The organism is Citrobacter sp. CK181 (assembly GCF_030333595.1).
Classification (GTDB): domain Bacteria; phylum Pseudomonadota; class Gammaproteobacteria; order Enterobacterales; family Enterobacteriaceae; genus Citrobacter_B; species Citrobacter_B koseri.
The window spans coordinates 19257-31564 of the sequence record NZ_JAOWFN010000012.1 but is presented as its reverse complement, the minus strand read 5'-3'; the positions used below and the strand labels follow the sequence as shown (position 1 = coordinate 31564).

10 protein-coding genes are annotated in these 12308 nt (G+C 54.8%); 4 read left to right on the top strand and 6 right to left on the bottom strand.

Annotation, left to right across the window (positions count from 1 at the left end; translation table 11 throughout):
- Positions 1-130 precede the first annotated feature (130 nt).
- Positions 131-1777 (top strand): class I fumarate hydratase, encoded by a 1647-nt coding sequence (gene fumB / locus OGW17_RS09425; protein WP_012132495.1) that lies wholly within the window; start codon positions 131-133, stop codon positions 1775-1777.
- Positions 1778-1936: 159 nt separating this feature from the next.
- A complete protein-coding gene (fumC, locus tag OGW17_RS09420; protein WP_047457217.1) occupies positions 1937-3340 on the top strand; it encodes a class II fumarate hydratase in 1404 nt (467 codons plus the stop codon).
- Here fumC and tus read toward each other — a convergent pair.
- From tus to rstA, 3 genes are all read right to left on the bottom strand, one after another.
- Positions 3337-4266 carry a DNA replication terminus site-binding protein gene (gene tus / locus OGW17_RS09415; RefSeq protein ID WP_012132493.1) on the bottom strand — a complete coding sequence of 310 codons (930 nt, stop codon included), beginning with the start codon at positions 4264-4266 and terminating at the stop codon, positions 3337-3339. The genes fumC and tus overlap by 4 nt on opposite strands.
- Before the next feature lie 97 nt (positions 4267-4363).
- Complete coding sequence (rstB, locus tag OGW17_RS09410; RefSeq protein ID WP_012132492.1) at positions 4364-5665, bottom strand: two-component system sensor histidine kinase RstB; 1302 nt, start codon at positions 5663-5665, stop codon at positions 4364-4366.
- A gap of 12 nt (positions 5666-5677) precedes the next feature.
- Complete coding sequence (gene rstA / locus OGW17_RS09405) at positions 5678-6412, bottom strand: two-component system response regulator RstA (protein ID WP_024130356.1); 735 nt, start codon at positions 6410-6412, stop codon at positions 5678-5680.
- Between the two features lie 127 nt (positions 6413-6539).
- Here rstA and OGW17_RS09400 point away from each other — a divergent pair, with 127 nt between their 5' ends.
- A complete protein-coding gene (locus OGW17_RS09400) occupies positions 6540-6875 on the top strand; it encodes a GlpM family protein (RefSeq protein ID WP_012132490.1) in 336 nt (111 codons plus the stop codon).
- Here the strand turns inward: OGW17_RS09400 and folM are convergent.
- The 3 genes from folM to ydgH form a co-directional block, all read right to left on the bottom strand.
- Positions 6872-7594 (bottom strand): dihydromonapterin reductase, encoded by a 723-nt coding sequence (gene folM / locus OGW17_RS09395; RefSeq protein WP_047457214.1) that lies wholly within the window; start codon positions 7592-7594, stop codon positions 6872-6874. The genes OGW17_RS09400 and folM overlap by 4 nt on opposite strands.
- A 36-nt stretch (positions 7595-7630) precedes the next feature.
- Positions 7631-9013 carry an amino acid permease gene (locus OGW17_RS09390; RefSeq protein ID WP_012132487.1) on the bottom strand — a complete coding sequence of 461 codons (1383 nt, stop codon included), beginning with the start codon at positions 9011-9013 and terminating at the stop codon, positions 7631-7633.
- A 289-nt stretch (positions 9014-9302) separates the two neighbouring features.
- Positions 9303-10247 (bottom strand): DUF1471 family protein YdgH, encoded by a 945-nt coding sequence (gene ydgH, locus OGW17_RS09385; RefSeq protein WP_012132486.1) that lies wholly within the window; start codon positions 10245-10247, stop codon positions 9303-9305.
- Positions 10248-10772: 525 nt separating this feature from the next.
- Between ydgH and pntA the strand changes: the two genes are divergently transcribed.
- A complete protein-coding gene (gene pntA / locus OGW17_RS09380; RefSeq protein ID WP_071258296.1) occupies positions 10773-12302 on the top strand; it encodes a Re/Si-specific NAD(P)(+) transhydrogenase subunit alpha in 1530 nt (509 codons plus the stop codon).
- Positions 12303-12308 lie beyond the last annotated feature (6 nt).

Genomic DNA, 12308 nt, shown 5'->3' with positions numbered 1-12308 from the left:
CGCTTTTTACACCCTGACGCATTCGGGTTGCAGGACAATAACATGTCTGCCGCTGGAGGCGTGACGGGTAAGCAGGGCAATGGAACATCTGCCCAGAGAATAACCAGACCGAGCAGTAAGTGAGAGAACAATGTCGAACAAACCCTTCCATTATCAGGCTCCTTTTCCCCTCAAAAAGGACGATACCGAATATTACCTGCTGACCAGTGAACACGTTTCCGTTGCCGAATTTGAAGGGCAGGAAGTGCTTAAGGTCGCTCCTGAAGCGCTAACGCTGATGGCGCGTCAGGCATTCCACGATGCTTCGTTTATGCTGCGCCCTGCGCATCAACAGCAGGTCGCTGATATCCTGCGCGACCCGGACGCCAGCGAAAACGATAAATATGTCGCGCTGCAATTCCTGCGCAACTCGGACATTGCCGCAAAAGGGATTTTACCAACCTGCCAGGACACCGGTACGGCCATTATCGTTGGCAAAAAAGGCCAGCGTGTCTGGACTGGCGGCGGTGATGAGGCTGCGCTGGCGCGCGGCGTTTATAACACTTACATCGAAGATAACCTGCGCTATTCGCAAAATGCCCCTCTGGATATGTATAAAGAGGTCAATACCGGCACCAACCTGCCCGCGCAGATTGATCTCTACAGCGTTGATGGCGATGAATACAAATTCCTGTGTATCGCCAAAGGCGGCGGTTCCGCCAACAAAACCTATCTGTATCAGGAAACCAAAGCGCTGCTGACGCCGGGCAAACTGAAAAATTACCTGGTCGATAAAATGCGCACTCTGGGGACGGCGGCCTGTCCTCCGTATCACATCGCCTTCGTGATCGGCGGGACGTCGGCGGAAGCAACGCTGAAAACGGTTAAGCTGGCCTCCGCAAAATACTATGACGAACTGCCGACGGAAGGGAACGAACACGGTCAGGCATTCCGCGACGTGGAGCTGGAAAAAGAGTTGCTGACGGAAGCGCAGAATCTCGGGTTAGGCGCCCAGTTCGGCGGTAAATATTTTGCCCATGATATCCGCGTCATTCGTTTACCGCGTCACGGCGCGTCCTGTCCGGTCGGGATGGGCGTCTCCTGCTCTGCGGATCGCAACATTAAAGCGAAAATCAACCGCAAAGGTATCTGGATCGAGAAACTGGAACATAATCCGGGTAAATATATTCCCGAAGAATTGCGCCAGGCAGGCGAAGGCGAAGCGGTTCGCGTTGACCTCAATCAGCCAATGAAAGCGATCCTGCAACAGTTGTCGCAGTATCCGGTTTCAACTCGTCTGTCGCTGAACGGGACGATTATTGTGGGGCGTGATATCGCGCACGCCAAACTGAAAGAACGGATGGATCGTGGCGAAGGGTTGCCGCAGTATGTTAAAGATCATCCGATCTACTACGCGGGGCCGGCAAAAACGCCTGAAGGATACGCGTCCGGTTCGCTGGGGCCAACGACCGCAGGGCGTATGGACTCTTACGTCGATCAGCTTCAGTCGCAGGGCGGCAGTATGATTATGCTGGCCAAAGGCAACCGCAGCCAACAGGTGACCGATGCCTGCCATAAACACGGCGGTTTCTATCTGGGCAGCATTGGCGGGCCTGCCGCCGTACTGGCGCAGGGCAGCATCAGGAGTCTGGAATGCGTGGAATACCCTGAACTGGGGATGGAAGCGATCTGGAAAATTGAAGTGGAAGATTTTCCGGCCTTTATCCTGGTGGATGACAAAGGCAATGATTTCTTCCAGCAAATTCAGACTTCGCAGTGCACGCGCTGCGTGAAGTAAGACAATAAAAAGGTACATTTGCAGGCCGGGTAAGGCGCTGTGCCGCCCGGCATTTCAGAAGCGCACAAAGCGCCATGCAGTATTTATGAAGCAATCAATACTTAATCCTGACAGGTGTGTGAGCATGTCCTCAACTTCATTGTTAACAAGGAGAAAGTAATGACGACGGTACGCTGCGAGAAAGATTCGATGGGCGGGATTGATGTTCCGGCAGATAAACTTTGGGGAGCGCAAACCCAACGATCGCTGGAGCATTTTCGTATCTCCACGGAGAAAATGCCCGTCTCGCTGATCCATGCGCTGGCGCTGACCAAGCGTGCGGCAGCCAAAGTTAACGAGGACTTAGGGCTGCTGTCGGCGGAAAAAGCCTCCGCCATTATGCAGGCGGCTGATGAAGTGCTGGCCGATAAACATCCCGACGAATTTCCGCTGGCGATCTGGCAGACCGGGTCGGGCACGCAAAGCAACATGAACATGAACGAAGTGCTGGCGAACCGCGCGAGCGAACTGCTGGGCGGCGTTCGCGGCATGGAGCGCAAAGTTCACCCGAACGATGACGTTAATAAAAGCCAAAGTTCGAACGACGTCTTCCCAACCGCGATGCACGTTGCGGCGCTGCTGGCGCTACGCAAGCATCTCATCCCGCAGCTTAATGTCCTGACCGATACGCTGCGCAAAAAGTCCCATGCGTTTGCTGACATTGTGAAAATTGGCCGCACGCACTTGCAGGATGCGACGCCGCTGACGCTCGGTCAGGAAATTTCCGGCTGGGTGGCGATGCTGGAGCACAATCTCAAACATATTGAAAATAGCCTGCCGCATGTGGCGGAGCTGGCGCTGGGCGGCACGGCGGTGGGCACAGGGTTGAACACCCATCCTGAATATGCCCGCCGCGTGGCGGATGAGCTGGCGGTGATCACCTGCGCGCCATTTGTGACGGCGCCGAACAAGTTTGAAGCGCTGGCGACCTGTGATGCGCTGGTTCATGCGCACGGCGCGCTAAAAGGGCTGGCGGCGTCGCTGATGAAAATTGCCAACGACGTTCGCTGGCTGGCTTCTGGCCCTCGATGCGGTATTGGTGAAATTGCCATTCCTGAGAACGAGCCGGGCAGTTCGATTATGCCAGGTAAAGTGAACCCGACCCAGTGCGAGGCGCTGACCATGCTCTGCTGTCAGGTGATGGGCAACGATGTGGCTATCAATATGGGCGGGGCGTCGGGAAATTTCGAGCTTAACGTCTATCGCCCGATGGTTATCCATAATTTCCTGCAATCGGTACGCCTGCTGGCGGATGGGATGGAAAGCTTTAATGCGCACTGTGCGGTCGGTATTGAGCCAAACCGTGAGCGTATTAATCAACTGCTCAATGAATCGCTGATGCTGGTCACCGCGCTCAACACGCACATCGGCTATGACAAAGCGGCGGAGATCGCCAAAAAAGCGCACAAGGAAGGGCTGACCTTAAAAGCCTCCGCCCTGGCGCTGGGGTATCTCACTGAAGCCGAGTTTGATAGCTGGGTGCGCCCGGAACTGATGGTGGGCAGTATGAAGCCAGGCCGTTAATCCGCCACATACAGGTGCAACCGGGGGATGATAAGTCGCAACGGTTGCGCCTGAGGCTTAAAGCGGTGCTGAACATTGTCCGCATCGTAATTCAGTAGTTCGCCGATATCCGGCACGGTCATGCCTTTATCGGTATTGATCAGCGCGATAAGCGGCGTCGGGCAGGCGTGCTGAACCTGTTTCTGCTGCCCTTTGTACCAGACGCGGGCAATCGGCTGTACCTTCACCGGTCTTTTAATCTTCAGCCGCGCCTGTTGCGGCAGGGCGGCGATATCCTGATATTCGCGCTCCAGCCTGGCCTGCCACTCTTCGCGCGTCCAGGGATGCACGCTGCGCGGCGTGTTCAGGCTTTTCTCCAGTTGCGCCAGCACCTCATCCCGGCGCAGATTCTTAATAATGTGCTTGTTGGCCCAGCCAAAACGGAGGGTGGCGGGATTCTTGATCACCGTTAACGCGCGGTAGGCATTCAACGTGATAAGACCGGGCAGATGGCGATGCACCCACTCAAAACGCGCCGCTGACGGCAATCCTGACTCCACCGTCACAATACGCTCAAATGTCGTTTTTAACTGATTGATGTGCTGGATCTGGTTTTCCAGCGCGGCCTGCGTGGCATCATCAACCTGATAGCACAATACGCCGGGCAGGCGAACCGCCGCTTTGCTGCTGCGATTTTCAGACTGTTGCTGAATAAACAGGTGGCGATAGTGGCGCAGCGCCAGCGATTCGGCCTCTTTTCCCAGATGCTGCTCCACCGCAATGGTCGCCAGAGGGTTGTGCTCCGCCTCTTTGGTCACTTCGGGGAGGGAGAAGACGCGGGCAATCAGCAGCGGTTGCTGTTCGAGATTTTCTGTCAGGGTTGCCAGCGCGTGTTCTGTCTGGCGAAAAGTACCATTCAGGCGTTCGACAAGATCGTAACGGGCCATATCACCACCATTTCAGTGTCGCAGAAAGAAGGATATTAGTTACAACATACTTACTGTATATCACATCATACCCGGCCTGACCATCGTGCGCTATGCGTCAGGCAGGGGGAAATTCGGGGATGTTGTGCCAGACGGGCCAGTTGAAGGTGAATCTGGCGCCGCCCAGTTCACTTTCGCGACAGTTTACCGTTCCACCCATCGCCAGAGCGATGGAGCGCACGATGGCTAATCCCAGCCCGCAGCCTCCGGTAGCGCGGTCGCGGCTGGGATCGAGGCGCACAAAGGGTTCGAATACATGTTCGCGCGCGTCTGGCGCGATGCCGGGGCCGTCGTCTTCAACAATCAGGGTCGCCTGATTGCCGCTTAATAACAGGCTGGCCTGAACGGTGGAATGGGAATAACGCAGCGCGTTATTGAGCAGATTATCCAGCACACGCTCCATTAGCCGCATATCCAGCGCGCCGTAATCACCAGGCGTAAGCTGGCTGAGCCGCACCGTGCGCCCGGGGTTGACGCTCTGTACGTCTTCCAGGTGGCTTGCCAGCCACACGGGGAGGTCGGGAACGGTGAGCGTTAACGCAGTCTGCGGCCTGTCCAGCCGCGCATAGGTCAGTAACTCTTCGATTAACGCTTCCAGTTGGCCGATATCGCGATTCAGCGCCTGCGACTCCTGTGCGCTGAGATTTTCACTCATCTCCAGCCGGTAACGCAGACGCACCAGCGGTGTACGCAGTTCGTGGGCGATGCCGTCAATAAGCTGTTTTTTACTGGCGATCAGCGCGTTGATGTTATCCGCCATCTGGTTAAAGGCGATGCCGAGACGTTCAAAACTGGAACCGTTGTCAAAGTGAAGGCGCTCTGCGAGGTGCCCTTCGCCAAAACGCTGAGCGGCGGCCTCCAGGCGCAGCATCTCCTGCCAGTGCGGGCGCATCCAGATAAACACCGGAAAGGCGAGGGAGATGGCGATAAAGGCCATCAGCGCGATATCCAGTAGCCGCATCTGGTGAAGAAAATAGAGATAAGGAACCGGCCCGACGGCCAGCACGTAATGGCTGCGGGGGATGCGCTGAATAAACGTATACTGATCGTCCAGCGCGACGATGTCGCCTTCGCGCAGCCGCTGTGTGGTAAGCGCGTCGAGTTTGTATTTATTGAGCGGCTCTACGCGCAAATCGAAAGAGAGATTAAGATCCATCTCTTTGAGGGTTTTCCCCCAGTCGCGCGGAGGGATCTCCCGCAATTCGCTGCGCATTAAATACAGCGAGCTTTTCATCAAATCATCCAGCGACTGTCTGCCTGCGCGTTCTGCGGTGAACTTATACACCAGCCCGACCAACAGGGTCATGACCAGAAAGCAGACAAACAGCAGCAGATAAAACTGAACGAACAGTTTTTTCATTGATGCACCCGGCTAATCACGCTGACTCTCTTCCCAAGCATGGGGGGCAAACAGATACCCTTTGTTGCGAACCGTTTTGATTCGATAGGGCTCGGTGGCGTTATCCTGCAATTTCTTACGCAGCCTTGAGATAGCGACATCCACGCTGCGGTCCATGCCGTCGTAGCTGACGCCGCGCAAGTTTTTTAGCAGCGCGTCGCGATCCATAATCTGCCCGGCATGGGTTGCCAGTTCCCAGAGTAATTCGAAATCGGCGGTGGAAAGCGAAACCGGTTCGCCGGAAAGTGCTACTGAACGATTGACCGGGTCAATAATCAACGCGCCAAAACGCAGCGTTTTATGCGGGGTCATTGCCGTATCCTGAATGCCTTTTGCCTGCGCGGTGAGTTCATTCTGCCGTAAATGCAGGCGCAGACGGGCGAGGAGCACGGCAGGGGGCGTGGTTTTCAGGATGTAGTCACAGGCGCCCATTTCCAGCGCCAGGATGTGGTTCATGTCGCTGTCCAGCGAGGTCAGCAGGACAATCGGCCCTTGCCAGCGGCCTCGCAAATCGCGGCAAATGGTCATACCGTCTTTGCCCGGCAGCATGATATCCAGTAACACCAGCTCGGGTTGCGTGCGAAGGATCGTCTCTTCAGCCAGATCGCCGCGAGGTTCAATCAGCACCTCAATATCGTGTTTCGCCAGATAAGCGGCAATCAGCGAGCCAACTTCAGGGTCATCCTCAACAAATACGATGGTGTTCATAACGTTCATTACGCGGAGAAAACGCCAACATACACCGCCTCCGTTTTCCCTTCCATTAATCTTTTCTAAACGAGAGCGCTTCCGTTATGCTACAGCCTCAATGTTATTGATGTGTTAAGGCATCGAAATGGGACTCGTGATAAAAGCCGCGCTGGGTGCGCTGGTGGTGGTATTGATTGGTTTGCTGGCAAAAACAAAAAATTACTATATCGCCGGATTAATTCCGCTTTTTCCGACATTTGCACTGATTGCCCACTATATTGTCGCCAGCGAGCGCGGAATTGACGCGTTACGCACGACCATTGTATTCAGTATGTGGTCGATCATCCCTTATTTTGTCTACCTCGCCACGCTTTGGTATTTCACCGGTTTTCTGCGTTTGCCCGTTGCGCTCGGCGGGGCGGTGGTGTGCTGGGGCCTGAGCGCATGGCTACTGATATTTTGCTGGATCAAACTGCATTAACGCAGGTGCCGGCCGCCATCCACGGCGAAACTGCGGCCGGTAACGAAGCAGCTGGTGAGAAGGTAATCCACCAGGTCGATTACCTCTTTCTCGCCGGGCGCTGTCTTCATCAGGGATTTATTGAGCGCCTGCTGACGGTACTCGGCGTCGTCGTTTTCGTTAAACAGGATCAGCGACGGGGCGATGGCGTTGACTTTCACTTCCGGAGCCAGTTTGCGGGCAAAAGAGCGGGTCATATTATCCAGCGCTGCTTTACTGGCGGCGTAGGCGATGTGTTTGTCGCTGCCGCGTTCCACAACATAGTCCGTAAAATGGATGATATCGGTGGCCGCATGTCCGTGGCCGCGCAACAGTCTTTCCAGCGCATGGTTTAACAGATAGGGCGTATTGACGTGAATCTGCATCATGCATGCCAGCACGTCAGAGAGCGGGGTGCCAGGCGCCTCGGCCATCCAGGCGCTGGCGTTATGCAAAATAGCCCGCAGGCCTGGCGTATGGGTTTTTATCTTCTCAGCAAATGCCAGGACGCCGTCATCGGTGGAAAAATCGGCCTGAATGCACAGCGCGCCCGCTTGCGTCAGGCCGTCGATGGCCGGATAGTGCGTCCGGTAGCTGACAATCACCGGCTGTTTTTGATTGAGAAAGTGCCACGCGAGCGCGAGACCGATGCGGCGGCCTCCTCCCGTGATAAGGATGGGCAAGGGCTGGTTTTTACCCATTGTAGTCTCCTTTGGCATCAAACAATGGGGCGACGATTACCCCACCAACATCCACGTAGCCGGAACAGCGGCGATGAGTAGCAGACCGATCAACATCACTTCCTGACGATTCAGGACATTATCGTGCGTATGCGTCTTGCGTGCGTAGAGGAAAACTAACAATCCCGGCGCATACAGTACCACCGACAGCAACAGGTGCATCGGGCCGGACGCATACAATAACCATAAGCCATAAATGCAGGCCCCGACACCTACCGCCTGATGAAGAGGGCGCGCGGCGATTTTCAGCAGGAACGCGCCGACCAGGAAATAGGGTACCAGAATCATCTCTGAAGCAATCGTCAACAGCGTGTTGTAATCCGAACCTGTGAGCCAGATCAGCACCAGGCAGATCTGAACGCACGCGTTGGTGAGCCACAGCGAAGCCGATGGCGCGCCTTGCGCATTCTGGCGGGCGAAAATGCGTGGGAAGGCTTTATGCGTTGAGGCCAGAAACGGCACTTCTGCCGCCATAATGGTCCAGCTCAGATAAGCGCCGCAGACTGAAACGATAAGACCCGCCGCGATAATGATTTCGCCCCACGGCCCCATCATTTTCACCATCAAACCCGCCATTGACGGATTGCGAATCTCCGCCAGTTCCGGGCGGGCGACGACGCCTAAAGAGAGCAGCGTCACCAGCAGGTAGACGCCCAATGCGGCGAGAACCGCCAGCAGCGTCGCACGTCCGACATCACGCTTATTTCTCGCCCGGGCGGAGACGACAACCGCGCCTTCCACGCCGATAAACACCCACAGCGTGATGAGCATCGTGTTTTTAACCTGCTCCCAGACGGGAACGCCCAGCGCCAGACCGGTGAAATCCAGGCTGAACGTATCGAGCTTAAACATGATGATAGCCAGGACGATGAATAACCCCAGCGGCAACAGCTTCGCCAGCGTCGCGACCAGGTTGATGCTGGCGGCGGTTTGCACACCGCGCAGCACCAGGAAGTGCACCACCCAAAGCAGCACCGACGCGCCGATGATGGACTGCCAGGTATTGCCGTCGCCAAACAGGCGGAGTTCCGGCGTATCGGTAAAGAAGCTCAGGGCAGAAAAAACGATAACCAGATAAGAGACGTTGGCGATAACGGCACAGAGCCAGTATCCCCAGGCGGAGCAGAAACCGATCAGTTCGCCGAAACCTTCGCGCGCGTAGGTGAAAATCCCGCCATCCAGTTCCGGGCGAACGCGCGTCAGGATCAGCATAGCGAAAGCCAGTAGCAGTATCCCGACGCCCGTAATCGCCCAGCCAATCAGCAGCGCTGCCGGGCTGGCCACCGCTGCCATGTTCTGTGGCAGACTAAACACACCTGCGCCAAGCATTGAGCTTAAAACCAGCGCGGTCAGCGCGCTCAGTCCCAGTTTCTTTTCCATCGGTATCCAGTTATAAAAACGAGAGTGGGAGAATAATTATTTTGGCAAAACGCATAAAAATGGTGAAAGCCACTAAGGCGCGGGATTTTACGGAGAGAAGAGACCGCATGCAATGATCTCTGAAACATTTGTGACTAAAAATGCTAAAGGCGGGTAGATTTCACATAGGGCAGCATCGTATTGGCGCCTGATGGCGCTACGCTCATCAGGCCTACTAACACGTAGGCCTGATAAGATGCCAGGTCTCGCCATCAGGCGTTATGACAACACCGGATGGCGGGAGCGTACTTTACTTATACAGGTCGGCGCTGATCGTCATGTTGTTACCACGTTCCTGCCACTGGCGGGTGATGTGATAATATTTCGCACCTTTCTTCGCCGCACGCTTGGCAACCTGGTAGGAGACTTCCGTCATGTTGCCGTAGTTGCCGGTGAATTTGATGCTGTCAAACGGCACCATCATCGCAGCGGTCGCTTTGTTCAGCTCTTCGACTTTCGTTCCGTCAGGCAGAGTGACAGTGTAACGTCCACCTTTTGAGGATTGCGTTTCGAAGAAGCGTCCGACTTCAGCGCTTGGAGAAGCGGTCGTCGCGACGCCCGGAATCTCCACTTTCTTCGCTGCTTCACCGCCGGCGGCCAGCGCTGCGCGACCCGCATCGGAATCAGCAGGAATAACGTCCGGGCTCTGGACGACGCGTTTCTTCGCATCTTCTTTATAGATAAACGCGGTAATACGCTGGTTGCCGCCCTGGTTGGCATCGACCTGACGCACAATGTAGAACGAGTAGGCGCCTTTTGCTTTTGCTGCTTTGGTGATGGCGTCATTCACTTCCGGCTGGCTACGGTAGAAACCCTGCACCGTTACGGTGTCGTAAGGTTCCAGCAGCACGGCCTGATCTTTCGGTAATTCGACGATACCGTTAATTACACGGTTTTGAGGCGCGTCGGATTTTGGCGCGTCTGATTTATAAACGTCAGCCACGACACGCCAGTTACCGCTGTTGCCAAAATCGGACGTATCAACAACATAAAAAGAGGCTGCACCTTCTTTATCTGCGCGGCGGGATACGGCATTTACCGCATCGCCAATGGCATTAAAACGCCCGGTGACCACAATGCGGTCATAAGGTTTTAGTGCTGCCGCTTGCTCCGGCGTCAGTTCTGTCGCTGCATTTACGGAAAAAGCAGTCGCAGAAAGCAGTGCGGACGCCAGGAGAGTGTTCTTAAGCTTCATAAAAATAATCCTTCGCCTTGCGCAAACCAGGTACTGGTATTGTTATTGACTAGAAACGTGGCTGATTATTGCATTTAAACCCTGCAAATGTCTGCGTCATTTTTCACTCATCGTACCGCCTGAAGTGACAAGAATGATAACATTTGGTGATATGTCTAAAAAACAGGCGCTTGACCGGCAAAACTGATAAAGCATACGCATTTTATAAGTTAATTTAATGTTAAACGATTGAATGTCGATGGCGCTAAATCATGTTTTGCCGCTTCGCTTGAGCGAATTATCGGTCACTGAAGGTGATTTCAAGGTCATTATTCCTGTTTGTGGGCTGAATCGTTCATATTTTGCAAATTTCATAATAAATACTGTTTTTTGGCGCTAGATCACAGGCGCTATTTTCAGTAGGTTATAGAGAGTTTGTTACTGTTTTATTTTTCCGGGGTAGCACTTACCTCTTACGCAGGCGTGCGTATGCATCCTGCGATCACTGACAAACCATCATCAAAAAAACCGATGGAAGGGAACATTATGCGAATTGGCATACCAAAAGAGCGGTTAACCAATGAAACCCGAGTCGCAGCAACGCCAAAAACGGTTGAGCAACTGCTGAAACTGGGTTTTACCGTCGCGGTTGAAAGCGGCGCGGGTCAACTGGCAAGTTTTGACGATAAGGCATTTACAGAAGCGGGCGCAGAAATTGTAGAGGGAAATGCGGTCTGGCAGTCAGAGATCATCCTGAAGGTCAATGCGCCGGAAGACGATGAAATTCCTTTACTGAATGCGGGCACGACGCTGGTGAGTTTCCTCTGGCCGGCGCAGAATCCTGAGCTATTGCAAAAACTCGCGGAACGCAATGTAACCGTGATGGCGATGGACTCCGTGCCGCGTATTTCGCGCGCGCAGTCGCTGGATGCCCTGAGTTCAATGGCCAACATCGCCGGTTATCGCGCGATTGTGGAAGCCGCACATGAATTTGGTCGTTTCTTTACCGGGCAAATTACCGCTGCGGGCAAAGTGCCGCCAGCGAAAGTGATGGTGATTGGCGCGGGCGTCGCAGGTCTGGCGGCCATTGGCGCGGCAAACAGCCTCGGCGCCATTGTACGTGCGTTTGATACCCGTCCAGAGGTAAAAGAGCAGGTTCAGAGTATGGGCGCTGAATTCCTCGAACTGGATTTTAAAGAGGAAGCGGGCAGCGGCGATGGCTATGCCAAAGTGATGTCCGAAGCGTTTATTAAAGCGGAAATGGAACTCTTTGCCGCGCAGGCGAAAGAGGTCGATATTATCGTCACGACCGCGCTAATTCCGGGTAAACCTGCGCCGACGCTGATCACGCGCGAGATGGTTGATTCCATGAAGTCCGGCAGCGTGATTGTCGATCTGGCCGCGCAAAACGGCGGTAACTGTGAATACACCGTCGCCGGTCAGGTGACTACGACCGACAATGGCGTGAAGGTTATCGGTTACACCGATCTGCCGGGTCGTCTGCCGACGCAATCCTCCCAGCTTTACGGCACCAACCTGGTCAACTTGCTCAAACTGCTGTGCAAAGAGAAAGACGGCAATATCGACGTCGACTTTGACGACGTGGTTGTGCGCGGCGTAACGGTCGTGCGTGACGGTGAAATTACCTGGCCCGCGCCGCCGATTCAGGTGTCTGCTCAGCCGCAGGCTGCGCCGCAAGCGGCCCCTGCGCCGAAAGAAGCGGAAAAACCGGCTTCACCGTGGCGTAAATATGCGCTGATGGCGCTGGCGATCATTCTGTTTGGCTGGCTGGCTGACGTGGCGCCGAAAGAGTTCCTCGGCCACTTCACCGTTTTCGCACTTGCTTGCGTGGTGGGTTACTACGTGGTGTGGAACGTTTCGCACGCGCTGCATACGCCGTTGATGTCTGTGACTAACGCCATCTCAGGGATTATCGTTGTCGGGGCATTGTTACAGATTGGCCAGGGAGGCTGGGTGAGTTTCCTGAGCTTTATCGCGGTGCTTATCGCCAGCATTAATATTTTCGGTGGCTTCACCGTGACTCAGCGTATGCTGAAAATGTTCAGGAAAAACTAAGGGGTA